The sequence below is a fragment of the Bradyrhizobium sp. 40 genome (genome assembly GCF_023100925.1).
Classification (GTDB): domain Bacteria; phylum Pseudomonadota; class Alphaproteobacteria; order Rhizobiales; family Xanthobacteraceae; genus Bradyrhizobium.
This window is the reverse complement of sequence record NZ_CP064688.1, coordinates 5,702,323-5,726,643: the sequence shown is the minus strand read 5'-3', so window position 1 is coordinate 5,726,643 and position 24,321 is coordinate 5,702,323. Positions and strand designations below refer to the sequence as shown.

Genomic DNA, 24,321 nt, shown 5'->3' with positions numbered 1-24,321 from the left:
ATGCTGGCAGCAGGCCTGCGTTAGCTGTGGTCGGCAACGGAGGCTCGCATGATCAAGACCGCGCTCGACAACTTTCCCAGGCCGCCCTGTGCCGAGCTATTGGGGTGGCGCCTGCTCGATGCCCGTCCCGGGGAAGGCTGGATCAAGCTCGCCTTCGACGGCAAGCCGGAGTTCTGTAATCCGGCCGGCTTCATCCAGGGCGGCATGCTCTCGGCCATGCTCGACGACACGATGGGCCCCGCCGTGCTGGTGATGAGCGAGGGCCGGCTCTACACCACCACCATCAGCATGACCGTGAATTTCCTGGCGCCCGCAAAGCCCGGACCGATCATCGGTGAAGCCAAGGTGACGCAGCTCGGCAGGACGATTGCGTTCGTCGAGGCAAAGCTGACGGCGGAAGACGGCACGCTGCTGGCGACGGCAAGCGCGAGCGAGCGGTTGCTGGAGGCGGCGAGGGTGGTGAGCAAATAGCTGCCGCGCACTCTTTTTTTCCTTCTCCCCTTACGGTAGAAGGTGGCGCGAAGCGCCGGATGAGGGGTTTGTCTCGGCGAGTTCAAATGAGAGTTAGACTCGCGGAGACAGACCCCTCACCCAAGTGAGCTTGCGTCTGCCGGCGTCACTGCCCTCTCCCGCAAGGGGCGAGGGCGCATCAACGTGCGTCTCGCTTGGTGCGAATACTCATTTCGTCGCGCGCGCACCCGCGCTCACGATCGGCGGCTTCGCATTCAGCGCTTCGACCTGGAAGCCCGCGACGCGCTTGTAGTTGGCGGCAACATCCTCCAGCTCCTGTTGCGACAGCACGTCAGTGACGACCTTGTAGCCATCCGGCGCGCGCTCCTCGACGAGCTGCATCACCTGCTCCGGGCCATTCTTGCGGTTGAGCAGGACGAGACTGGTGGTTGCAGGCCGCCGCTCCGCCTCATAGGCGAGCAGGGCCGCTTGCGTCGGGCCGTGCGCCAGGATCTCGCGGGTGATGGTGCGGGCATCGAGGATCGCCTGCGAGGCACCGTTGGAGCCGATCGGGTACATCGGATGTGCGGCGTCGCCCATCAGCGTGACGCGGCCGAAGGTCCATTGTGACACCGGATCGCGATCGACCAGCGGATATTCATAGGCGTGCGGGCAGTTCTTGATCAGGCCCGGCACGTCGAGCCAGTCGAACTGCCAGCTCTCGAACCAGGGCAAGAACTCTTCCAGGCGCGCGGTGCGGTTATAGTCCTCGCGCCGCCATTGATAGGTCGGCGGCATGTGGCGCTCGGCAACCCAGTTGATCAGATGGTTGCCCGCGGCGTCAGGTTCCTTCGAGATCGGATAGCAGACGAATTTCAGGATCTCGTGGCCGGCCATGATCATGGTGCGGCCGCTGAGGAAGGCCTTTGCAGGTGTGACGCCGCGCCAGAGGATGCGGCCGTTCCAGATCGGCGGGCCTTCGTCGGGATAGAGTTTTTCTCGCGCGGCGGAATGGATGCCGTCGGCGGCGATCAGGATCGTGCCGTCGTAAGTCCCCGCGGCCTTGCCGGTGGCCTTGTCGATAAAATCGGCGCGCACGCCGTCGGCGGTTTCGCTCCAGCCGGTCAGATGATGGCTGGTGAGGATGTTGTCGCGGCCGAGGCGCTCGATCGCGGTGTCGAGCAGCAATTGCTGGAGCGTGCCGCGATGGATCGAAAACTGCGGCCATTTATAGCCGGCCTCCAGCCCGCGCGGCTCGCTCCAGATCGGCTTGCCGTGCTTGGAGAAATAGGCAAGCTCGCGGGTGCGCACGCCGCTGGCATCGAGCTTGTCCATCAGGCCGAGCTCGATCAGCTCGCGCACCGCATGCGGCAGCACGTTGATGCCGACGCCGAGCGGCCGCAGTTCGGCGACGCTCTCGAACACTTTTACGGGAATGCCGATTCCGTGCAGGCTGAGCGCAAGCGTCAACCCGCCGATGCCGCCACCGGCGATGAGTACGGTCATGGGAAAGCCCCTCCAACTCGGGGCGTCTTGGCACAGCCGGGCGCCGGTGGGCAACTGCGAAGAGAAGTTCGTGCTATGGACCTCGGGGCCCGCAGCCGTTACCTTCCGGCTTTCCAATGAGGTCCGACATGCTCAAGCTCTACTACGCCACCGGCACCTGCGCGCTCGCCACCTACATCACCCTGGAAGAAGCCGGCGCCGACTACGCGGCCGAGCGGCTGAGCTTCAAGACCAACCAGCAGAACAGCGCGGAGTATCTCGCGATCAACCCGAAAGGCCGCGTGCCCGCGCTGGTGACCGATCGCGGCGTCCTGACCGAGACCCCGGCGATGCTGGCCTATCTCGCGCAGACCTTCCCCAAGGCGAAGCTCGCGCCGCTCGACGATCCCTTCGACTTCGCGCAGGTGCAGTCGTTCAACTCCTACCTCTGCTCGACCGTGCACATCAACCATGCCCACAAGATGCGCGGCGCGCGCTGGGCGAGCGAAGAGAGCTCGTTCGCCGATATGAAGGCGATGATTCCGAAGACCATGGGCGCCTGCTTCGCCCTGATCGAGCAGAAGATGTACAAGGGGCCCTGGGTGATGGGCGAGCAGTTCACGATCTGCGATCCTTATCTCTACACCCTGTCGACCTGGCTCGAAGGCGATAGCGTCGACATCAACGCGACGCCGAAGATCGCCGATCATTTCAAGCGCATGTCCGACCGCCCCGCCGTGCGCAAGGTGATGGACGCGCAGAAGGCGTAGCAGCGCGGGAACATATTCCCTTGTCATCCCGGGCAAGCGTAAGCGCAGACCCGGGACGACACCATTTGCTTTGAAGTTGCGTCTACCCAGCGCGCCCTTTCTTCTCCAATTCGCGTCCCGTCTCCAACATCAGCCGCCTGAGCCAGATCGAGCCGGGATCCATCTGTGCGCGGGTCGGGTAGAACATGAACTGCTCGTCGATGCCGGGGTCGAGCGGCGGCGTCACCGTGACGAGGCAGAGCTGCTTGGACAGCGCCGCGATCAGCCGGTGCGGCACGAAGGCGACGAGGTCGGTGCGGGCAGCGACGTGCAGCGCTTCGAGATAGCCCGGGACGACCAATGAAATGTGCCGGTCGATGCCCTTGGTGCGCAGCCAGGTGTCGATCAGGTCCTCCGGCTGGCCGCGGATGATTACGCCGACATGGCGCGCGGCCAGGAACATCTCGCGCCGTTTCAGCTTCGCAGCCACGGGATGGCCGCGCCGCACCGCGAGCGCGTCGCTGTCGGTGTAGAGCAGCTGGCGGTGAAAGCCCTTGAAGGCGTTGCCGATCGAGATCACGAGATCGATGGTGCGGGCGAACTCGGCGTGGAAAATCGCCGGTCCCCGCCACGGCACCACGTCGATTCGGACATTGGGGGCGGCCTGCGTCACCTTTTCCATCAAGGGCGGCATCAACAGCTCTACCGCGAGATCCGGCATCATCAGTCGGAATTGCCGCTCGCTGCGCGCCGCGTCGAATTCGTCCGATAGGAACAGCCCGCGCACCTGGTCGAGCGCCTGCGCCAGCGGCGCGCGCAAGGCTTGCGCCCGCGGCGTCAGCTCCATGCGCGCGCCTGTGCGGACCAGGAGCGGATCGCGAAAGATGTCGCGCAGACGCTGGAGCGCATGACTGGCCGCCGGCTGCGACAGCCCGATCCGCAAGGCGGCGCGGCTGACGTTGGCCTCGCGCAGCAGCGCGTCGAGCGCGGTCAGGAGATTGAGGTCGAGCGAATTCAAATTCATGAGGCGAATAGATATCATATCCACTATCGATTTGAAGAATTTAGAGGCGGCGGCGATGATCTCGATGTTCTCACCAAGGGAGATGCCGCCATGAGCGCGAGCGCCAACAAGAAGCTGATGCAGGATATCTTTGCCGCCGCCGCCAGCCGCGATCCGGCTGCGCGCGACCGCGCCTTGTTCACCGAAAGCCTTGCCGACGACGCCAAATGGATCGTGACCGGCCAGTACTCCTGGTCGCGCACCTTTTCGGGCAAAGAAGCGATCCTCAACGATCTGCACGCCTATGTGCGGACCCGTCTTGTCGACCGGACGCGGACGGTCGCCCACCGCTTCACCGCCGACGGCGATGTCGTCGTCGTCGAAGCCAAGGGCGACAACGTCACGCCCGAAGGCGTACGCTACGACAACGACTACTGTCTCGTGTTTCGGCTCGAGGACGGCAAGATCAAGGAGATCCGGGAATATTGCGACTCGGTGCTGACCGAGAAGGCCCTCGGCCCGTTTCCGCAAACGGCCGTGAGGACCGCGAGCTGAGCGGATCGAGCGGCGTCGCGTCCGTCGACCGGTGCCATCCGCCGCGGTCGGCGAGGGGCGTGTGGGTCTGGCGCAGGCCGAACAGCTGCAGCGGCCTGCATGGCGCTGCGGGCCTCTCGCCAAAACCTTGCTCACCTGCCGATAAAATCAGCAGATCTTGTGCCGTCTGACGCATGCGCGCGCGAAAAATTTGAAGGTTCAATTAACGAGTGTCCCCCATTGTGTCGCGGTGCAGCGTGGGCCGCGAACAACGCGATCCGCGGCTGCCGGGGTGGCCCGATAAATCGTCGGAGTTGTTCGTCCGCCCGAATTGACATGCTTCTGAGTGGACAGTGGGAATGCCGAGTTTTCGTTTGCGGATCAGGGGACGCCTGTACGCAGGTTTCATGGCCTTGGTGGCGGTTGGTCTTGTGATGGCGGTGGTCGCCATCTGGAATTTGCGGTCCGTTCAGGATCAGGTCGAAAAACTCTCCAAATTGTCGGACAGCACGGCGCGCGTCCTGGAGATATCGACCCATTTTCAGGCCATCCAGCGGGCCAATCTGCGCTACATTTACGACGCCAACGAGCCTGCGATGCGGGAGGCTGCCGAGCGAGAGACCGCGGCGACGGGGCTATTACAGCTCGGAGCAAAGGGCACCCTCTCGGAGGAGCGGCGGAAGCTCTACAACGATCTGATCGCCGACATCGCCAAAATGAAAAGCCTGCGTGATAGTCTCGGCGACGCCGTCAACGAGGCGCGGACCGGCAAAGCGACGCTGTTGCCGAGCGGCGAAGAGCTGACGGTGAAGATGGCCAAGCTGGTCGATGTGGCCCGCGCCGCCGCCGACGACGACACGGTGTCGCTCGTCGCGGACCTCGAATCCCGGGTCCTGCTGGTTCGAATCGCGAACTGGCGCTTCCTCGCTCTGCGCGACACCAACGGCCCCACCGCCTTCAGAACCAATGTCGACAGGGCGGTGCAGCGGCTCGCAGCCGTCGAAAGGAGCCCGCAGGCGGCCGACCTTCGCTCGTCTCTGACGCCCGTGAAGACCGCCCTCGGTATCTACAAATCCGCGTTCGAAACGACCTCCGCCGCGATGCTGCGGTCCGACGAGATCTACCACAAGGATCTCGCACCGCTCATCTCCGCGAGCATCGCCAAGCTCAAGGTCACGGAAACGGCCTTGAAGACGGATTACAAGGATTCGCGCACCGCGGCCGATGCTGTGATCGACGGCACGACCTCGCTCCAGGCGATTGCGGGCGGTCTCGCCGTCCTGTTCGGACTGATCGTCGCCTTCCTGACCGCCCGCAGCATCGTGGGGCCGCTGACCTCGATGACGCGCGCAATGGGGCTGCTTGCCGGGGGCAATCTCGCCGTCGAGATCCCTTCGCGCGGCAAGGCCGACGAGATCGGTGACATGGCCAAGGCGATCGACGTCTTCAAGACCAACATGATCGAGACGGCAAGGCTGCGCCATGAGCAGACCGCAACCGAGGCCCGGCAGGCCGAAGGCCGCAAGGCCGACATGGCCCGGCTCGCCAGCCAGTTCGAGCAGGCGGTGGGCGAAATCGTCGATACCGTATCCTTGGCATCGCACGAGCTCGAGGGCTCGGCCGGCACCCTGACCGCAACCGCGAGGCGCGCTCAGGATCTCTCCACCGAAGTGCAATCCGCCTCCCAGGAAGCCTCGGCCAATGTGCAGGCGGTGGCCTCCGCCACCGAGGAGTTGTCCTCCTCGGTGACGGAGATCGCGCGCCAGGTGCAGGAATCGGCGCGCATTGCGGGCGAAGCCGTCGGTCAGGTGAGCAAGACCAACGCGCGCGTCAGCGAGCTCTCCAAGGCTGCAGCCCGCATCGGCGACGTGGTCGAGCTGATCAGCACCATCGCCGGCCAGACCAACCTCCTGGCGCTGAACGCCACCATCGAGGCGGCGCGCGCGGGTGAAGCCGGCCGTGGCTTTGCCGTGGTCGCCTCGGAGGTCAAGGCGCTCGCCGAGCAGACCGCGAGGGCCACCGGTGAGATCGCCCAGCAGGTTTCGGGCATCCAGGCCGCGACGGAGGAGTCGGTCGGCTCGATCAGGGAGATCAGCGGCACCATCGAGCGACTGTCGGAGATCTCGTCGACGGTTGCCGCCGCCGTGGAGGAGCAGGGTGCGGCGACGCAGGAGATCTCCCGCAACGTGCAGCAGGCGGCCCAGGGCACGCAGCTCGTGTCGTCCAACATCGGCGACGTGCAGCGCGGGGCTTCCGAGACCGGCTCGGCGTCTTCGCAGGTGCTCTCGGCGGCACGCTCGCTGTCGGCCGACAGCAACCGCCTGAAGCAGGAAGTCGCCAACTTCCTGAGCTCGGTCCACGCCGCCTGAGCCTCAAAAGCAAAAGGCCACGCGCATGCGCGTGGCCTCGCGTTGTGACCGGACGCGATCAGGCGACTTTCGTCGTCATGTGCTTGAACATGTTGCTGCGGGCCTCGTCGTCCATCTCCGCCTTGAAGGTGAACTTGTCCTTCAGAGCGATCGCGCGCGTCGCCGCAGGCCGCGCCGTGACCTCGTCCACCAGCCGCTTGACGTTCGGGTATCGCGCGAAGGCATCGTCGCCGAGCTTGAACGGCAACATCCGTGCCCAACCCCACAGCGCCATGTCGACGATCGAATAGCTGTCGCCGACCATGTAGCGGCGGCCTTCGAGGTGACCGTCGAGAATCTTGTAGTGACGATCGGTCTCGAACTGATAGCGGTTATGCGCGTAGTCGTGGTTCTGGTCCTTCGGCGCGAAATGCTTGAAGTGCACGGCCTGGCCCGAATACGGGCCGACGCCGGTGGCGACAAACATCAGCCATGACAGCATCTCGCCGCGAAAATTGGCGGCCGGCAGGAATTTTCCGGTCTTCTCGGCGAGATAGAGCAGGATGGCGTTGGAATCGAACACGATGGTGCCGTTGTCGTCGATCGCCGGCACCTTGCCGTTCGGATTGATCTTCAGATAGTCCGGCGTGAACTGCTCGCCCTTGCGGGTGTCGATCTTCACCGGCTCAAAGGCCAGGCCCGACTCTTCGAGATAAAGCGCGACCTTGGTCGGGTTCGGCGAGCCATTGAAATAGAATTTGAGCATCGGGCATCTCCCCTGTGTTTGTTGGCTGAGAGTGGAGGCAGCAACATGTCCGCAAGCGGCCTTGTCTTGCCTGAACCTTATCGGGGAGGGCAACCGGCGAGTTTGCCGGGCGGTATCTGCGCGCCACGCAGATCAGCCGGCGTAACAAAGGCCGATCGCCGCCGTAATGACCATGGCCGCGCCCACGACCTCCAGGCGCAGCCCGAGCCGGGTAGCGATATGCATGTCGGAAGCTCGCGCCTTGCGCTCCGATCCGCGCGCGTAGCCGTGAACGATGACGTCGTGATTGAAGCTGTCATGGGCCTCGTTGCTGCTGGCGAGCCCGACACAGACCACGAGCACGCCGAACAAGGCGAGGCCGAAAAATCCCAGCAGCGCGATCAGGAACATCGGAAACATGCCGAGCAGAAAGATCGGCAGCAGCGGCACCAGCAGCAATGTCTCGGACTGTCGTCGCATGGGAGGACCGGTCGGGACGGGGCGCAGGCGGTCAATCTAGTCCCGCCGGCCGCTGTGTTCAACCAGTCTCGTGATTCCAGGGCCGCGCCAAGAGGCGCGCTCCGGGATGACGAAAGGAAGGCTACCCCGCCGCCATGCCGGCGCGGATTTCGGCGCGGAGTTCGTCGATCAGCTTGAGACCCTTCTTGGTCTCGATGTGCCAGAAGGTCCAGCCGTTGCAGGCTTGCGCGCCTTGCGCCACTGCGCCCATGCGGTGGATGGAGCCGACCTTGTCGCCGAACATGATGGCCCCGTCGGCGCGGACCAGTGCGCCGAGCTTCTTTTTGGCGTCGAACAGCTTGGTGCCGGGCATGATCATGCCACGCTCGATCAGCTCGGAGAACGCAACCCGCGGCGCTTCGCGCGCCGTCATGAACGGGGCGAGGCTTGCCTCCGGCAGCGGCTCGACCGCGGCGATGCGCGCTTGTGCGGCTTTCGCATAAGTCTTGTCGCGCTCGAAGCCGATATAAGAGCGGCCGAGGCGCTTTGCGACCGCGCCGGTGGTGCCGGTGCCGTTGAAGGGATCGATCACGAGATCGCCGGGCTTGGAGGACGACAGCAGCACGCGCGCGAGCAGGCCTTCCGGCTTCTGCGTCGGGTGCACTTTCTTGCCGTCGGCGCCCTTGAGGCGCTCCTCGCCGGTGCAGAGCGGGATCAGCCAGTCGGACCGTGCCTGCACGTCCTCGTTGGCGGCTTTCAAGGCTTCGTAGTTGAAGGTGTAGCCCTTGGCCTTTTCGTCGCGCGCGGCCCAGATCATGGTCTCGTGCGCGTTGGTGAAGCGACGGCCGCGGAAATTCGGCATCGGGTTGGTCTTGCGCCAGACGATGTCGTTCAGGAGCCAGAAGCCGAGGTCCTGCATGATCGCGCCGACGCGGAAGATGTTGTGATAGGAGCCGATCACCCAGATCGTCGCCGACGGCTTCATCGCGCGGCGGGCGGCAAGCAGCCAGGCCCGGGTGAAATCGTCATAGGCGGAGAACGAATCGAACTTGTCCCAATCGTCGTCGACCGCATCGACATGGGATTCGTCGGGGCGCTTGAGATCGCCCTTGAGCTGGAGATTGTAGGGTGGATCGGCGAACACCAGATCGACCGAACCAGCCTGAAGCTTCGACATCTCGGCGACGCAATCGCCGAGGACGATGCTGTGCGAAGGAGACTCAAAATTTGTGCGGGGCGCCCTTGCAGACGCCCCGCGACGCGACTCTACCATGACTCAAGGACTCTGACTCAGGCGACGCTGTCGGCGACGCGGGACCAAACAACCGACTGACCGTTACATTGAAGCGGCAAAGTAAAAATCGACTTAACCCGCCGCTTTCGTGAATAGCTCTCACATCGCGCCTTGCACGCGGTTCGCTCCGCGCATTCGCCGTGTTTTGCAGTGTATTTCGTGTTTCTTCGCGTTGCGGCTGTGATCGAAGCGCAAAAAGACTCGAAATTCCTCTCGGAAAAAATTGCTCGATGCCCGGAAAAAATTGCTGGCATTGCCATGCTGTCGCACTAGGCAATAATTGCCGAGCGGGATATTGATTAACGCAATGGAAATTTTACGTGCATGGTGCGTTGAGCTTTGCCGCCTTTGCGCCCAATGATGCCAGCCAGGACCGAGGGAAGCCGCCATGCGCTACGATGATTTCCGCCGCAGCGACGACATCGAGGATCGTCGCGACGATGGTGGCGGCGGTGGAGGAGGCGGGTTCGGCCTCCCCATGGGCGGCGGCGGGCTTGGCATCGGCACCATCATCGTGCTCGGCCTGGTCGGCTACGCCTTCGGCATCGATCCGCGCATCCTGATCGGCGGTGCCGAGATCCTCACCGGCGGCGGCCAGGCGCCGTCCTACCAGACCGATCGCCAGTCCACCTCGGCCAAGCGCGGCGCGCCGACCGACGAGATGGGCAGCATGATCTCCGGCATCCTCGGCGAGATCGACGACCGCTGGAGCGAGATCTTCCAGGCCTCGGGCCAGTCCTTTACCGGTCCGAAGGTCGTGCTGTTCCGCAACGTCACCAATGGCGGGCGCTGCGGCCGGGCGGAGTCGGCGATGGGACCATTCTATTGTCCGCCCGACAGGACCATCTTCCTCGACACCGGTTTCTTCCGCGAGGTCGAGACGCGTTTTCGCGGGTGCTCCGGCAAGTCCGCCTGTAACTTCACCACCGCCTACATCATCGCCCATGAGGCCGGCCATCACATCCAGAACCTGCTCGGCATCATTCCGCGCGTGACGCGCCTGCAGCAGCAGGCCGGCAGCAAGGCGGAGTCGAATGCGCTCCAGGTGAAGGTCGAATTGCAGGCCGACTGCTTGTCCGGTGTCTGGGTCAATCGCGAGGCGAAGAAGCGGCCGAACTTCCTGGAGCCGGGCGACATCGACGCCGCACTCACCACGGCGAGCGCGATCGGCGACGACACGCTGCAGCGCCAGTCCACAGGCCGCGTCGTGCCCGATTCCTTCACCCACGGCTCGGCCGCGCAACGCAAACAGTGGTTCATGACCGGCTACCAGCAGGGCACCGTCCAGGCCTGCAACACGTTTGGTGGCGGACAGTAGGGGTTATCCGTCATCCTGAGGTGCTCGCCAATTGGCGAGCCTCGAAGGATGGCGAGCCCGTGGCCCATCCTTCGAGGCGCGCAACAGCGCGCACCTCAGGATGACGTCAGTGGTCTGTGAAGAAGGTGCGTTGCAATGACCTCCATCGACGAAGCAAAACAGTTCGTCCCGCTCAACATCGCGGTGCTCACCATGTCCGACACGCGCGCGCTCGCGGATGATAAATCCGGCCAGACCCTGGCCGACCGTCTCCTTGCGGCCGGCCATCATCTCGCCGCGCGCGAGATCGTCACCGACGACGTCGAGACGATCCGCGCCGTCATTCGCCGCTGGATTGCGGAGGCAGGCGTCGACGTCGTCATCACCACCGGCGGCACCGGCTTCACCGGGCGCGACGTCACGCCGGAGGCGATCGAGCCCTTGTTCGAGAAGCGCATGGACGGTTTCTCGATCGCATTCCACATGCTGAGCCACGCCAAGATCGGCACGTCGACGATCCAGAGCCGCGCCACGGCCGGCGTCGCGGGCGCAACGTACATCTTCTGCCTCCCAGGTTCGCCCGGTGCCTGCCGCGACGGCTGGGACGGCATCCTCAAAGCCCAGCTCGACTACCGCACTCGTCCCTGCAATTTCGTCGAGATCATGCCGCGGCTGGACGAGCACCTGCGCCGGACGAAGGCGCGGGGCGCGACGGTGTAGTTGGACATTCCTTCTCCCCTCATGTCCGCCGAAGCTTTAGCGAAGGCGGATGTGGGGGAAGGTGGCATAGGCGGCCTTCGGCCGCCGTTCTTAAGGAACGCCGAAGCGAAGCTTCGGCTATGGTGCCGGATGAGGGGTCTCTGTCCATTTGCACAGATGCTTGCGGAGACAACCCCTCACCCAACTGAGCTTGTGTTTACCAGCGTCGCTGCCCTCCCCCGCAAGGGGCGAGAGCACATATTATGCGCATCTCGCCCGCTGTTGAAGCGTCAGAGATCCCGCTCCCACGTTTCCCCAATCAGATCCTGCCCGAAGCTGTGATGCGGCTCGGTCTTCACGAGGTTGAAGGCTGCACTTTGATAGATGCCCCGCGCGGCGACCAGGATGCTTTGCGTCCACAGCGTCATCTTGCTGTAGCCCCTCTCGCGTGCGCCCTGGATGCATTGCTCGACCAGCGCGCGGCCGACACCGAGTCCCCGCGCTTTCTTCTCCACCTGCAACAGGCGCAGCTTGGCAATCTCGTCCGTGGCCTTGACCAGAAAGATCGAGCCGATCGGCTCGCCATCCACTTCCGCAATCCAGCAGTGCTCGCGCGCGGCGTCATAGTTCTTGATGAACTGTGCGCAGATCTCGGCGACCAGGGCCTCGTAGCTGATATCCCAGTTGTAGTCGGCCGCATAGGCGGCGGCCTGTCGGGAGATGACCCAGCCCATGTCGCCGACGCGATGGCTGCGCAGCATGAAAGCCGCGGGCTGGCTTCGATGCTCCAGCACAGCTTCGATGGTCGCCATAGCCTGCGTGAGCCGCGTTGCATCGCTGGCCGAAAGCTGAGCCAGCATTGCGGCGACTTCGTTTTGCGAGCCCAGGTTCAGCTTGGCAAAGCTCTGGCGCCCCTTGGCAGTGAGGCTGAGCTGGTATTGCCTGCGATCCGCGGGCAGGGGCCTGCGGGTGATCAGCCCCTTTTCGTCGAAGCTCTGCACGATACGGCTGAGATAGCCGGGGTCGAGGCCAAGCTCGTTGCCGATCTCCTTTGCGGCAAGGTCGTCCCGTTGTGCGAGCTCGTAGAGCACGCGGGCCTCGCTGAGCGAGAACGGGCTCTTGCCAAGGTGCTGGTCGAGCACGCCAAGCTTGCGGGTGTAGAAGCGGTTGAAGGCGCGAACCGCTGCGACGTGGTCATCGGTACCGTTAATTGACATGGCTCACCTCGATACTTGCCATTGTCAAATAATTATTTGACTTTGGCAAGTATTGAAGTGCTTCAGCCGACCATGACGATCCGGCTGCGCAGCATGATCCGCGACGAGCGGCCGAGCCGCCGGAGCAACCGCGCCTCGGACCGGCGGGCTTGGGGCGGGTAGCCACCGATGCGGTCGTAGTGATCACGCGCGATCAAAAGTCCCTGATCGCCGAAGGGACCGACGAGCTTGCGCATCAGGGCCCAGAGGATATCGCGGAAGCCGGCATCAGCGTAGGGTGAGCGGGCATAGCGGAAGACAGCTGCACGATCCCGGCCGCTGGTCGAGACGGACTGGATAAACTGAGCGGTTTCCTCGATCCAGCCGGTTTCCAGCACGGCGCCGGCGGGGAGGAACATCAGCCAGGACGAACGGGCCTGGAGTGCGCCGGCGGCAAGCGCGGCGCCCTGCGTCGATCCTTCGAAGCCGATGAAACGGCAGCCCGCGACGTCGGCAACGCGCTCGATGACCCCATTGCGGGTGCCATCGACGAGGAGCACTTCCCGGACGATGCCTGCGGCGGCACCGGGTACCAGCGCGGCCAGAGTTGCGACCGCCGTCTGCTCGACGCCTTCGGTCGGAATGATGACGCTCAGCATGATTGAGGCTTCAGTGTCCACACTTCGGGAGAAGCGTAGCTCATTATCAGGGCGTCATAAAACATGTGGCGCTGCCGAGTGCAACTTTCCGGCCACGCTTCGGTATACGATGGTAAACCGCCGCGGCTGTCGCATCCAAATTTGTCCCGTACGGGCCACGATATCGCCAATGTGTCGGCCCCAGCCTATCCTCTCCGTATTAATCCGGAGGTGAGCCGTAATATTGCGCGGCGGGCCGGCCGTTCGCAATCCCGCAAGAGGAAGGACGCGATAGCGGACGAGCGCGAGAGCGGGAAAAACGTGCAATCACGCTGCTGACGAGGGCTTCGAATGAACGCCGGTCAACCTGCTGTTCGTAGCACCGCCGCACAATGTCGTGCGATCATCAGTTCCTCATTCGTTGGAATGACGAAGACATCGGCTGCGCTATCGTCACCGCTAATGCGCTCGCGCGCCGCATCATTCGCAGCCGCATCGATGCGCACACCGAGCCAGTCGAGACGCTCACCGATCGCTCTGCGGATTTCCCTGGCATGCTCGCCGATGCCGCCGGTGAAGACCAGGCAGTCCAGCCCGGCAAGCGTCGTCGCCATCGCCGCCACCTCCTGCGCGGCGCGGAAGGTGAAGAGCTCGACCGCCTCCCGTGCCGCAGCTTCGCTGCTCGCAAGTAGCGTCCGCATATCCGACGCGATGCAGGAGACGCCGAGCAGGCCCGATTCGTGGTAGAGCAGGTGCTGGACATCGTCGACCGACATCTTCTCGTGCTGTTGCAGATAGAGCAGCACGCCCGGGTCGATCCTGCCGCACCGCGTGCCCATCACCAGCCCGTCGAGCGGCGTCAGTCCCATCGTGGTGTCGATGCTGCGTCCGTCGCGCAAGCCGCACAGGCTCGCGCCATTGCCGAGATGCGCGATCACAGTGCGCTTCGCCACGAGCTGCGGCGCGATTCGGGCGAGCCGTCCCGCGACATATTCGAACGAGAGGCCATGAAATCCGTAGCGTCGGACTCCGCGCTCTTCATAACGTCGCGGAATGGCGAAGCGGCTGGCGGGCGGCGCAATGCCGTGGTGGAAAGCGGTGTCGAAGCAGGCGATCTGCGTCAGGTCGGGCCTGATCGCGCTGATGGCGCGGACCGGCGCCAGACACCGCGGCTGGTGCAGCGGCGCCAGCAGTGTCAACGCCTCCAGCTTTGCGGTGACAGCGTCTGTCAGCTCGACCGGAGCGGAATAGTCCGGACCGCCATGGACGACGCGATGGCCGACGGCGCTCAAGCGATGGTCGCCGAAACGATCCTCGATGAAGCCGAGCATGTCGGCGAACAGATGATCGCTATCCGCATCCGATGATTCCCTCCCTTGCTGGAACAGGTCTTCGCCCGCGGGGCTCTTCACGACGAGCCGCGGCTTCGTCTCGTGCTCGTCGAGCAGGCCCTTGCAGAGCGGGGTGGGCTCGGCCGCCGAGATCTCGAACAGGCCGAATTTGATGCTCGACGATCCCGAGTTGAGAACGAGAACGGTGTTCAACATGGCTGCTGTCAGTCGCCTGCCTCCGCCGGCGTGTTGCCGCCGGCGCTGTTCTGCCAGACCCATTCCTGGATTTCCGGCATGTCCTCGCCGTATTCGCGCACATAGCGCGAATGCTCGATCAGCTTGTCGCGGAATTGCTGCTTCACCTGCGCCGCTTTGGTCGCGAGCCCCGGCACGCGCTCGATCGCCTCGATCGCGAGGTGATAGCGGTCGAGCTCGTTGAGCACGACCATGTCGAACGGCGTCGTCGTGGTGCCTTCCTCGGCAAAGCCGCGGACGTGCATGCCGGCGTGGTTGGTCCGGTTATAGGTCAGCCGGTGGATCAGATAGGGATAGCCGTGATAGGCGAAGATCACCGGCTTGTCGCGCGTGAACAGGCCGTCGAAGTCGCGGTCGGACAAGCCGTGCGGGTGCTGTTCCCTGGGTTGCAGCGTCATGAGGTCGACGACGTTGACGACGCGGATCTTCAGCTCGGGCAGCGCCTTGCGCAGCAGGTCGACGGCGGCGAGCGTTTCCAGTGTCGGCACGTCGCCGGCGCAGGCCATCACGACATCGGGCTCGCCATTCGCGTCTTCCGTGCCGGCCCAGCTCCAGATGCCGATGCCGGCATCGCAGTGCGTGGCTGCCTCCTGCATCGACAGCCATTGCGGCGCCGGCTGCTTGCCGGCCACGATGACGTTGATGCGGTCATAGGTGCGCAGGCAGTGATCGGCGATCCACAGCAGCGTGTTGGCGTCCGGTGGGAAGTAAATGCGGACGATATCGGCCTTCTTGTTGGCGACGAGATCGACGAATCCGGGGTCCTGATGGCTGAAGCCGTTGTGGTCCTGGCGCCAGACATGCGATGTCAGCAGATAGTTGAGCGAGGCGATCGGGCGTCGCCACGGCAGATGCCGCGTCACTTTCAGCCATTTGGCATGCTGGTTGAACATGGAATCCACGATGTGGATGAACGCCTCGTAGCAGGAGAAGAAGCCGTGCCGGCCCGTGAGCAGGTAGCCCTCTAACCAGCCCTGGCAGAGATGTTCGCTCAGGACTTCCATCACGCGTCCGTCCTGGGCGAGATGCACGTCGTAAGGTTTTGTCGGCTCCATCCAGACGCGTTCGGTGGCCTCGAACACCGCATCGAGCCGGTTTGAGGCGGTTTCGTCCGGGCCCATGATGCGGAAGTTGCGGGCCTCGGCGTTGAGGCGGATGACGTCGCGCAGGAATTTGCCGAGCTCGCGGGTTGCCTCCGCCACGATGCCGCCCGGCTGAGGGACCTTGACGGCGAAGCTGCGGAAGTCCGGCAGCTTCAGCTCCTTCTTCAGAAGGCCGCCATTGGCGTGCGGATTGGCGCCCATGCGGCGATTGCCTTCGGGCGCGAGCGCCTGGAGCTCGGCAACGAGCGCGCCGTTCGCGTCGAATAGCTTTTCCGGCTCGTAGCTGCGCATCCAGTCTTCGAGAATCTTCAGATGCGCCGGGTTGTCGCGGCAGTTCGCGACCGGCACCTGATGTGCACGCCAAAAACCCTCGACCTTCTTGCCGTCGACTTCCTTGGGGCCGGTCCAGCCCTTCGGGCTGCGTAGCACGATCATCGGCCAGCGCGGGCGTTCGACGCTCTTGCGGCCGTCGCGGGCGTGCTGCTGGATCGACCGGATGCTGGCGAACGCGACGTCGAGCGCGTCCGCCATGGCCTGGTGCATCAATTTCGGATCGTCGCCCTCGACGAATAGCGGCTCGTGGCCGAGCCCGCGGAAGAGATCGCGGATCTCGTCGTCGCGCATCCGCCCGAGCACGGTTGGGTTGGCAATCTTGTAACCGTTGAGATGCAGGATCGGCAGCACCGCGCCGTCATGGGCAGGATTGAGGAACTTGTTGGAGTGCCAGGACGCCGCGAGCGGGCCGGTCTCGGCCTCGCCGTCTCCGACGACACAGGCGACGATCAGGTCGGGATTGTCGAATGCCGCGCCATAGGCATGCACCAGCGCGTAACCGAGCTCACCGCCTTCGTGAATCGAGCCCGGCGTCTCCGGCGCCGCGTGACTCGGGATGCCGCCGGGGAAGGAGAATTGCCTGAACAGTTTGCGTAACCCGTCGGTATCGCGCGCGATATCGGGATAGATCTCGCTGTAGCTGCCTTCGAGATAGGTGTTGGCGACCATGCCGGGGCCGCCGTGGCCGGGACCGCACACATAGATCACGCTCAGGTCCAGCGCGCGGATGACGCGGTTGAGATGGGCATAAATGAAGTTCAAACCGGGCGTCGTGCCCCAATGGCCGAGCAAACGCGGCTTGATGTGCTCGGGCCGTAACGGCTCGCGCAGCAGCGGATTGTCGAGCAGGTAAATCTGCCCGACGGAGAGATAGTTCGCGGCGCGCCAATAGCGGTCGAGCAGATTGAGGTCGCTGCTCGCTGCGGCCAATTGTTGTTGATTTGTCATGTTCCTGCCGACCTTCACCCGGGATCGTCACCAACCGAGTTCCGGCGAGATCGATCCTTCGGCAGCATCAAACGAGATCGCCGTGACGCCACTGTTGCGTGAGGTCAAAAGCGGGCGCGCGAAGTTTGGGCAGCTCTACTGTGCATGGGGTTGTTTTCACGTTTTTGGTTTGTGTTCTTGATTTGTTCCTTCGACGTGCTATCTTGGCTTCATGAGTCCAGCATCCTCTCATGCTCTCAAGCACCCGCCGGTCACGGCGCCCTCCGAGCCGGCGGGTGCGCCTTCTGACTTCCCTGAGCTGGCGGTCGCCATCGACCGCCAGCGCAGGCGAGGCCGGGGCGCGCAGTCCAACGCCAGCGGCCGCTTTGAGGCCGAGGCGCGCGTCGCATTCGACGACGGCTGGCAGAGCCTTGAAGAACTGCCTCCGTTCAAGACCACGGTCGGGATCGACACCTCGCGCAAGGTGATTACCCGCAACGAATCTCCCGACATCGGCTTCGACCGTTCGATCAATCCCTACCGCGGCTGCGAGCACGGCTGCGTCTATTGCTTCGCGCGGCCGACGCATGCCTATCTCGGCCTGTCGCCGGGGCTCGACTTCGAGTCGAAGCTGTTCGTGAAGCCCGAGGCGCCGGCTTTGCTCGAGAAAGAGCTGGCGGCGCCGGGCTACGAGCCGCGGATGATCGCGATCGGCACCAACACCGATCCCTATCAGCCGATCGAGCGCGAGCGCAAAATCATGCGCGGCATTCTGGAGGTGCTGGAGCGCGCCGGCCATCCCGTCGGGATCGTCACCAAGTCGGCGCTGGTGACCCGTGACATCGACATTCTCGCGCGCATGGCCAAGCGCAACCTCGCCAAGGTCGGGATCTCCGTGACCTCGCTCGATCCGAAGCTGGCGCGCACCATGGAGCCGCGGGCGTCCACGCCGCCGAAGCGACTGGAGGCGCTGAAGCAGCTTTCCGAGGCCGGCATTCCGACCACCGTCATGGTCGCGCCCGTCATTCCCGCGCTGAACGATTCCGAGATCGAACGCATCCTGGATGCTGCCGCCCATGCCGGCGTCAAGGAAGCCTCCTACGTGCTGCTGCGGTTGCCACTCGAGGTGCGCGATCTCTTTCGTGAATGGCTGATGGCGAACTATCCGGACCGCTATCGCCACGTCTTCACGCTGATCCGCGACATGCGCGGCGGCCGCGACTACGACGCGAAATGGGGCGAGCGCATGAAGGGCACCGGCCCGATGGCCTGGACCATCGGACGCCGCTTCGAGATCGCCTGCGACAGGCTGGGCCTGAACAAGAGGCGCTCCAAGCTGACGACGGATCATTTTGCCAAGCCGAAGCGGAACGGCGATCAGCTCAGCCTGTTCTGAGGGACGAAGTGGGAGAGGCTTCGCATGAGTAAGGAACTGCCAGCTCCAATCCCGCGGCTCACCGTCATCACGCTGGGCGTAAGCGACATCCGCGCCAGTATTGCCTTTTACGACGCGCTTGGTTTCTCGCGCCGGCTCAAGGTGACCGGCGAGGCCGTGGCGTTCTATGACACCGGCGGTCCGGTGCTCGCGCTATTTCCCTGGGATCAGCTCGCGGTCGACGCCAAATTGCCGGATCATCCGAGGCCATCGACGTTTCGCGGCATGACGCTCGCATGGAACTGCCGCGCGCCTGAGGAGGTGGACGCGGTGCTGGCCTTCGCCGTCAGCAAGGGCGCCGCGCTGCTGAAGGCCGCGCATGAGACCGACTACGGCGGTTATTCCGGCTATTTCGCCGATCCTGACGGCCATCCCTGGGAAGTCGTGGCCGCGCCCGGCGTCGAAGTCGGCGAGGACCGACGGGTGCATCTGGCGGAATAGGGCGGCTGACTTGAATAACGGGAATTGTCCGAGGTTCCCGGTTGCGCAGGTCATGCCGCTTGCGCACGATCCCGGCCATGATTCGGGATCAATCCGCCAAGAAGCCGGCCAAAGGCGCGCCCAAGAAGGTTGCGCCTGAGAACAAGAAGGCAGCGCCTAAGAACGAGAAGGCTGCGCCCAAAAAAATCGCCAAGGCGCTGGCCGGCACCAAGAGCGCCATCATCGTCGCCCCAAGCTTCCGCCGCGAGCGCGCGCTGATCAAGCGCGGCGTCTGGCCGGTGGCGGGCTGCGATGAGGCCGGCCGCGGGCCGCTGGCCGGTCCGGTGGTGGCGGCGGCGGTGATTCTCGATCCCGACCGCATCCCGCGCGGCATCGACGATTCCAAGCGCCTGACCGCCGAGGAGCGCGAAAGGCTGTTCGACAAGATCTGCGCCACCGCCCAGGTCTCGGTGGCCGTCGCCTCGCGCGCCCGCATCGACCGCGACAACATCCTGCGTGCCTCGCTGTGGGCGCTGAAGCGCGCCGTCGTGGCGTTGCCCCAGCAGCCCCGGCACGTCTTCGTCGACGGCCGCGACCGGCTCGACACGGCATGCGATTGCGAGGCCGTGATCGGCGGCGACGGCATCGTCCTGTCGATCGCAGCGGCCTCGATCGTCGCCAAGGTGACGCGGGACCGCCTGATGTGCGCGCTGGCTCAGGACTGTCCCGGGTACGGTTTCGAGCAGCATAAGGGCTACGCCGTGCCCGAGCACCTCGATGCGCTCAACCGCCTCGGCCCCACCGTCCACCACCGCAGCTTCTTCGCCCCCGTCGCCGCTGCACGCGCCAAGCACATGCCCTGGACGGTCGAGCCGGCGCAGGATCTGTTTGCGGTGACCGAGATCGAGCTGCAGGTGGACACGAGCTCGGAAATCGACGCGTCGGCAAATCTCTAGACGAGACTCGGTTGCCACGACGCGTCGCGCCCTCTATCAAAATAGTCGTGAGCGAATAGGGCCGGCTTCACGGGTTGGCTGCATCTTTCGGACGTTGCATGCGGTTTACCTCCCTGGTCATCGAGCTCATTCGCGCGCGGCCGCGGCTGATCGTCTGGATCGCCGTGCTGCTCCAGGCCGCGATGTGGCTGTTCGTGGCGCTGGTGTTTTATCGCAGCCCGCCCGGCAGCCTCGCGACTCTGCTGGCCTTCGGCCGCGAATACCAGGTCGGCACTGATTTGGGCCCGCCCTTGCCGGTCTGGCTCGCCGACATCGCCTATCGCGCTGCCGGCGGCCACGTGTTCGGCGTCTACGTCCTGGCGGAGCTCTGTGGGGTCGCGACCTTCATCGCGCTCTATCATCTGTCCCGCGCGGTGGTCGGCGCCCAGCAGGCAGTGCTGGCCGTGCTGCTGACCATGACGCTGCTGGCCTTCTCCTCGCCCGCACTCGACTTCGGCCCGCTGGTGCTGGCGCGGCCGCTCTGGGCGCTGCTGCTGCTGCATTCCTGGCAGATCATCGGACAGCGCCGCGGCAACGCCTGGTTTGCCTGGTCGATCGAGGCGGGCCTCCTGCTGCTGACGACGCCGGCTGCGATCTTCCTGCTGCTGCTGATCGTCGTCTTCGCGCTCGCAACCGGGGATGGCCGCCGCACGCTACGCGCATTCGACCCGCTGTTTGCGCTCGTAGTGGTCGCCGTGCTGGCATTGCCCTATGCCGTCTGGCTGATGCGCGCCGAGGCGTTCGTCCTGCCGGCCTTGCCGCAGGTTGCCGAACTCAATGCCCGCGCGCTGCACGCGGCCTGGCTGCTCGGGGGATTCCTGCTCGGCGCGGCGGCGATCCCGGCGCTGACCGTGCTCAACACCGGCCTGTTCGTTCCCAAGAGCGAGGAGGCGCCGATCATCTACCGCCCGCCGGTCGAGCCGCTCGCGCGCAATTTCGTCTATTTCTTCGCGTTGGCGCCGGCGCTCGGCGCGGTGCTGATCTCCGGCCTGCTGGGCCTCGACGCCGTCGTGGGCGGAGCCGGCGTCGTGCTGGTGTTGTCGGGGCTCGCCGTGGTCGTGGGGGCCGGCGATCTCATCGCGATGCGCCGCGCGAGGATGCTGCGGATGGTCTGGGCGGCCGCCGTCATCGCGCCCGCAATCGGCGTCGTGCTCGCCGTCCTGCTCCTGCCGTGGACCGGTGCCAACGAGATCGCGACGTCGATGCCGGCGCGCGCGATTTCGGACTTCTTCGACGAGAGCTTTGCCCGCCGCACCAATCATCGCCTGCGCGCGGTGGCCGGCGAGACCCAGCTTGCGAGCCTGATCACGCTGCATTCCGGCCGGCCGCATCTGTTCATCGATGCCCAGCCTTCACGCACGCCGTGGATCAATCAGGCCAAATTCAACGAGACCGGCGGCGTCGTGGTCTGGCGTGCCTCCGACACCGCGGGCACCCCGCCGCCGGACATTCTCGCGCGCTTCCCGGGTATCGTGCCGGAAGTGCCGCGCGCCTTCGAATGGCTGGTGACCGGCCGTCAGCAACTGCTGCGCATCGGCTGGGCCATCGTGCGGCCGAAGGGGACTTAGTCGCTCGCTCTTTCCGTCGTCATTGCGAGGAGCCCTTGCGACGAAGCAATCCAGAGTCCCTCCGCGGAAAGATTCTGGATTGCTTCGCTGCGCTCGCAATGACGGGGAGAGGTCGTACGCCTCCTCACGCGCCCGCCAGCACCTTCGCGATCGCGCGCAGATCCTGCCAGGCGAGCCGCTTGTACGACGGCGAGCGCAACAGATAGGCGGGGTGGAAGGTCGGCAGCGCGCGAATGGTGCGCCCGCCCGTCTCGTAATCGAACCAGCGGCCGCGGGTGCGCATGATGCCTTCGCGGGTCGACAGCAGCGTCTGCGTCGAGGGATTGCCGAGCGTCACCAGCACATCCGGATTCACCAGCTCGATCTGGCGCTGGATGAAGGGCAGGCAGATTTGCGTCTCCTGCGGCGTCGGCGTGCGGTTGCCGGGCGGGCGCCAGGGAATCACGTTGGCGATGTATGCGGTGGTGCGGTTGAGGCCTATGGCTCCGATCATCAAGTCGAGCAGCTTGCCGCTGCGCCCGACGAAGGGCAGCCCCTCGATGTCCTCGTCGCGGCCCGGTGCCTCGCCGACGAACATGATGCGCGCCTGCGGATTACCGTCGGCGAAAACCAACCGTGTCGCCGTGTGCTTCAGCGCGCAGCCGTCAAAGTTTTGCATCAACTCGCGCAGCGCCTCCAAGGTCGGCGCGGTGCGTGCGGCCTCGCGCGCCGAGGCGATCGCGATGTCGGGCGCGGGGGCCGCCTCGCCGCGCAACACTGCCGGGGCGGCGGCCGGCCGTGGGGCCTCGACCGGAGGTGGCGCGCGCGGGGCCGGAGGTGGAACATCCAATTCCGCCAAGCGGTCGATCGGTTCCTCCGCGAGCGTGCAATCGACTCCGGCCTCCAGATAGAAGGCGAGAAGCTCTCGGACCGTGGGTGCGGGTTCTGGGATCATCGGAAAGTCTGACTATTAGTCCAGTTTGGGGCGCCTTGCACCCCGGCGAAACGCATTTCCGAGGTTGTCCTACCCGGAAAAATCGGAAACAAGAGGGCGCAATCGACCAAGGACCGTCTCAAGGGCTGAGATCAGATGAGCACCGAAGAACTTCCCGCGCGCGAATCCATGGAATTCGACGTCGTCATCGTCGGCGCAGGCCCCTCGGGCCTGGCTGCGGCGATCCGGCTGAAGCAGATCAATGCCGATCTCAACGTCGTCGTGGTGGAGAAGGGCTCCGAGGTCGGTGCGCATATTCTCTCCGGCGCCGTGATCGACCCGGCCGGGCTCGACAAGCTGATGCCGGACTGGCGCGAAGATTCCGATTGTCCTCTGAAGACCCAGGTGAAGGACGACCGCTTCTACTGGATGACGGGCGGCGGCGCGATCAGGCTGCCTAACTTCATCATGCCGCCGCTGATGGACAATCATCACTGCTATATCGGCTCGCTTGGCAATGTCTGCCGCTGGCTGGCACGCAAAGCGGAAGCGCTAGGCGTCGAGATTTATCCGGGCTTTGCCGCGGCCGAGGTGCTCTATGACGAGCAGGGCGCGGTGAAGGGCATTGCCACCGGCGACATGGGCATCGGCCGGGACGGCAAGCCGAAGGACTCCTTTACCCGTGGCATGGAATTGCTCGGCAAGTACACGCTGTTCGCGGAAGGCGCGCGCGGCAGCCTGACCAAACAGCTCATCGCGAAGTTCGCGCTGGATACCAAGAGCGAGCCGGCGAAATTCGGCATCGGGCTCAAGGAAGTCTGGCAGATCGATCCCGCCAAGCACCAGAAGGGCATGATCCAGCATTCGTTCGGCTGGCCGCTCGATCTGAAGACCGGCGGTGGCTCGTTCCTCTATCACTACGACGACAACCTCGTTGCCGTCGGCTTCGTCGTGCATCTCAACTACGATGACCCGTATCTGTCGCCGTTCGACGAGTTCCAGCGTTTCAAGACCCATCCGTCAATCCGCTCCACCTTCGAAGGTGCCAAGCGGCTCGCCTATGGCGCGCGCGCCATCACCGAGGGCGGCTATCAGTCGGTCCCGAAACTCAGCTTCCCCGGCGGCGCCCTGATCGGCTGCGCGGCCGGCTTCGTCAACGTTCCCCGGATCAAGGGCGTGCACAACGCGATGGGCACGGGCATGCTCGCCGCCGAGCACGTTGCGTCCGCCATTGCCGCCGATCGCGCCAATGACGAGATCGTCGACTACGAGAACGCCTGGCGCTCCTCCTCGGTCGGCAAGGATTTGTTCCTGGTCCGCAACGTCAAGCCGTTGTGGTCGAAGTTCGGCACGGTGCTCGGCGTTGCGCTCGGCGGCTTCGACATGTGGTGCAACACGCTCTTCGGCGGCTCACTGTTCGGCACCCAGTCGCACGCGAAGCCCGATCGCGCGACGCTCGATCCGGCCAAGACCCACGCGCCGAGAACCTACCCGAAGCCGGACGGCAAGATTTCCTTCGACAAGCTCTCGTCGGTGTTCCTGTCCAATACCAATCATGAGGAGGACCAGCCGGTCCATCTCAAGGTCACGGACATGAACCTCCAGAAGACCTCCGAGCATGACGTGTTTGCAGGTCCGTCGAATCGCTATTGCCCGGCCGGCGTCTATGAGTGGATCGAGGAAGGATCGGGTCCGCGCTTCCAGATCAACGCCCAGAACTGCGTCCACTGCAAAACCTGCGACGTGAAGGACCCCAACGGCAATATCACCTGGGTTCCCCCGGAGGGCGGCGGCGGTCCGAACTACGAGGCGATGTAGGCGGGGTCAGCAAGCCACAATCCATGTGACCAAGGCCAAGGCGACCAATATTGCGTGACCGTGGCCCTGCGACGCACGTTCGCGTGAGAACCCGGCCGCGGTCGCGGTCCGTGGTCACGATAAGGCCATACTGCCGGCGTCTTGGGGCGCTCTTGACCGGTCACTTGGCCGATTTGGGGCGTGCGGAGGGGATCGCCCGGCCCGAATCCTTGCGGTGAAGCGCCAAAAGCGGCATTGTTGGCCCGACGGTTCCGGGTCCCCATGCCACCGGCCGCGTTCGCATGCGATACGGCCTTCTTCAGACCCAGGCACTACCAACTCAAGGC

General features: G+C 64.6%; 22 protein-coding genes. 12 read left to right on the top strand and 10 right to left on the bottom strand.

Annotation, left to right across the window (positions count from 1 at the left end):
• The first annotated feature begins 48 nt into the window (after positions 1-48).
• Positions 49-471: a PaaI family thioesterase gene (locus tag IVB40_RS27540; RefSeq protein WP_247291238.1), complete on the top strand. Its 423-nt coding sequence runs from the start codon at positions 49-51 to the stop codon at positions 469-471.
• 207 nt (positions 472-678) lie between these two features.
• Here IVB40_RS27540 and IVB40_RS27535 read toward each other — a convergent pair whose 3' ends face one another.
• A complete protein-coding gene (locus tag IVB40_RS27535) occupies positions 679-1,956 on the bottom strand; it encodes a flavin-dependent oxidoreductase (protein ID WP_247399868.1) in 1,278 nt (425 codons plus the stop codon).
• Between the two features lie 128 nt (positions 1,957-2,084).
• Between IVB40_RS27535 and IVB40_RS27530 the strand changes: the two genes are divergently transcribed.
• Positions 2,085-2,705, top strand: coding sequence for a glutathione S-transferase family protein (locus tag IVB40_RS27530; RefSeq protein WP_027568589.1), 621 nt, complete (start codon positions 2,085-2,087; stop codon positions 2,703-2,705).
• A gap of 82 nt (positions 2,706-2,787) precedes the next feature.
• Here IVB40_RS27530 and IVB40_RS27525 read toward each other — a convergent pair whose 3' ends face one another.
• Positions 2,788-3,708 carry a LysR family transcriptional regulator gene (locus IVB40_RS27525; protein WP_247816867.1) on the bottom strand — a complete coding sequence of 307 codons (921 nt, stop codon included), beginning with the start codon at positions 3,706-3,708 and terminating at the stop codon, positions 2,788-2,790.
• A 90-nt stretch (positions 3,709-3,798) separates the two neighbouring features.
• On the opposite strand from IVB40_RS27525, the gene IVB40_RS27520 reads away from it, so the two are divergent.
• Both IVB40_RS27520 and IVB40_RS27515 read left to right on the top strand, forming a co-directional pair.
• Positions 3,799-4,242 carry a nuclear transport factor 2 family protein gene (locus IVB40_RS27520; protein ID WP_247816866.1) on the top strand — a complete coding sequence of 148 codons (444 nt, stop codon included), beginning with the start codon at positions 3,799-3,801 and terminating at the stop codon, positions 4,240-4,242.
• A gap of 338 nt (positions 4,243-4,580) precedes the next feature.
• Positions 4,581-6,590, top strand: a complete 2,010-nt coding sequence (locus IVB40_RS27515; protein ID WP_247816865.1) for a methyl-accepting chemotaxis protein — start codon at positions 4,581-4,583, stop codon at positions 6,588-6,590.
• 58 nt (positions 6,591-6,648) lie between these two features.
• Here the strand turns inward: IVB40_RS27515 and IVB40_RS27510 are convergent, their stop codons facing one another.
• The 3 genes from IVB40_RS27510 to IVB40_RS27500 form a co-directional block, all read right to left on the bottom strand.
• Entirely contained in the window at positions 6,649-7,335 is a 687-nt protein-coding gene (locus tag IVB40_RS27510; RefSeq protein ID WP_247291226.1) for a glutathione S-transferase family protein, read from the bottom strand.
• 132 nt (positions 7,336-7,467) lie between these two features.
• Entirely contained in the window at positions 7,468-7,794 is a 327-nt protein-coding gene (locus IVB40_RS27505) for a hypothetical protein (protein ID WP_027568594.1), read from the bottom strand.
• Positions 7,795-7,915: 121 nt separating this feature from the next.
• Entirely contained in the window at positions 7,916-9,046 is a 1,131-nt protein-coding gene (locus IVB40_RS27500) for a site-specific DNA-methyltransferase (RefSeq protein WP_007607106.1), read from the bottom strand.
• Positions 9,047-9,455: 409 nt separating this feature from the next.
• Between IVB40_RS27500 and IVB40_RS27495 the strand changes: the two genes are divergently transcribed.
• Together IVB40_RS27495 and moaB are read left to right on the top strand one after the other, a co-directional pair.
• Positions 9,456-10,385, top strand: a complete 930-nt coding sequence (locus tag IVB40_RS27495) for a neutral zinc metallopeptidase (protein WP_247816864.1) — start codon at positions 9,456-9,458, stop codon at positions 10,383-10,385.
• Between the two features lie 135 nt (positions 10,386-10,520).
• The gene (moaB, locus tag IVB40_RS27490) at positions 10,521-11,084 is read left to right on the top strand and encodes a molybdenum cofactor biosynthesis protein B (RefSeq protein WP_027568596.1); all 564 of its coding nucleotides are present in this window, start codon (positions 10,521-10,523) and stop codon (positions 11,082-11,084) included.
• 269 nt (positions 11,085-11,353) lie between these two features.
• Here the strand turns inward: moaB and IVB40_RS27485 are convergent, their stop codons facing one another.
• From IVB40_RS27485 to IVB40_RS27470, 4 genes are all read right to left on the bottom strand, one after another.
• Positions 11,354-12,280, bottom strand: a complete 927-nt coding sequence (locus IVB40_RS27485; RefSeq protein WP_027568597.1) for a helix-turn-helix domain-containing GNAT family N-acetyltransferase — start codon at positions 12,278-12,280, stop codon at positions 11,354-11,356.
• A 62-nt stretch (positions 12,281-12,342) separates the two neighbouring features.
• Positions 12,343-12,918 carry a glycosyl transferase gene (locus tag IVB40_RS27480; RefSeq protein ID WP_027568598.1) on the bottom strand — a complete coding sequence of 192 codons (576 nt, stop codon included), beginning with the start codon at positions 12,916-12,918 and terminating at the stop codon, positions 12,343-12,345.
• A gap of 341 nt (positions 12,919-13,259) precedes the next feature.
• Entirely contained in the window at positions 13,260-14,444 is a 1,185-nt protein-coding gene (locus tag IVB40_RS27475) for an acetate/propionate family kinase (protein WP_247816863.1), read from the bottom strand.
• Positions 14,445-14,452: 8 nt separating this feature from the next.
• Complete coding sequence (locus tag IVB40_RS27470; protein WP_247816862.1) at positions 14,453-16,867, bottom strand: phosphoketolase family protein; 2,415 nt, start codon at positions 16,865-16,867, stop codon at positions 14,453-14,455.
• On the opposite strand from IVB40_RS27470, the gene IVB40_RS27465 reads away from it, so the two are divergent.
• The 5 genes from IVB40_RS27465 (at position 16,866) to IVB40_RS27445 (ending at position 21,264) form a co-directional block, all read left to right on the top strand.
• Complete coding sequence (locus IVB40_RS27465; RefSeq protein WP_197031178.1) at positions 16,866-17,048, top strand: hypothetical protein; 183 nt, start codon at positions 16,866-16,868, stop codon at positions 17,046-17,048. The genes IVB40_RS27470 and IVB40_RS27465 overlap by 2 nt on opposite strands.
• Before the next feature lie 30 nt (positions 17,049-17,078).
• Positions 17,079-18,242, top strand: coding sequence for a PA0069 family radical SAM protein (locus IVB40_RS27460; RefSeq protein WP_247438855.1), 1,164 nt, complete (start codon positions 17,079-17,081; stop codon positions 18,240-18,242).
• 24 nt (positions 18,243-18,266) lie between these two features.
• Positions 18,267-18,722, top strand: a complete 456-nt coding sequence (locus tag IVB40_RS27455) for a VOC family protein (RefSeq protein ID WP_247816861.1) — start codon at positions 18,267-18,269, stop codon at positions 18,720-18,722.
• A 77-nt stretch (positions 18,723-18,799) separates the two neighbouring features.
• Positions 18,800-19,657 carry a ribonuclease HII gene (locus IVB40_RS27450; RefSeq protein ID WP_247816860.1) on the top strand — a complete coding sequence of 286 codons (858 nt, stop codon included), beginning with the start codon at positions 18,800-18,802 and terminating at the stop codon, positions 19,655-19,657.
• A gap of 98 nt (positions 19,658-19,755) precedes the next feature.
• A complete protein-coding gene (locus IVB40_RS27445; RefSeq protein ID WP_247816859.1) occupies positions 19,756-21,264 on the top strand; it encodes a glycosyltransferase family 39 protein in 1,509 nt (502 codons plus the stop codon).
• Positions 21,265-21,388: 124 nt separating this feature from the next.
• Here IVB40_RS27445 and IVB40_RS27440 read toward each other — a convergent pair whose 3' ends face one another.
• Positions 21,389-22,198 carry a uracil-DNA glycosylase gene (locus IVB40_RS27440; protein ID WP_247438862.1) on the bottom strand — a complete coding sequence of 270 codons (810 nt, stop codon included), beginning with the start codon at positions 22,196-22,198 and terminating at the stop codon, positions 21,389-21,391.
• Positions 22,199-22,333: 135 nt separating this feature from the next.
• Here IVB40_RS27440 and IVB40_RS27435 point away from each other — a divergent pair, with 135 nt between their 5' ends.
• Positions 22,334-23,995, top strand: a complete 1,662-nt coding sequence (locus tag IVB40_RS27435) for an electron transfer flavoprotein-ubiquinone oxidoreductase (RefSeq protein ID WP_247816858.1) — start codon at positions 22,334-22,336, stop codon at positions 23,993-23,995.
• The last annotated feature ends 326 nt before the right edge of the window (positions 23,996-24,321 follow it).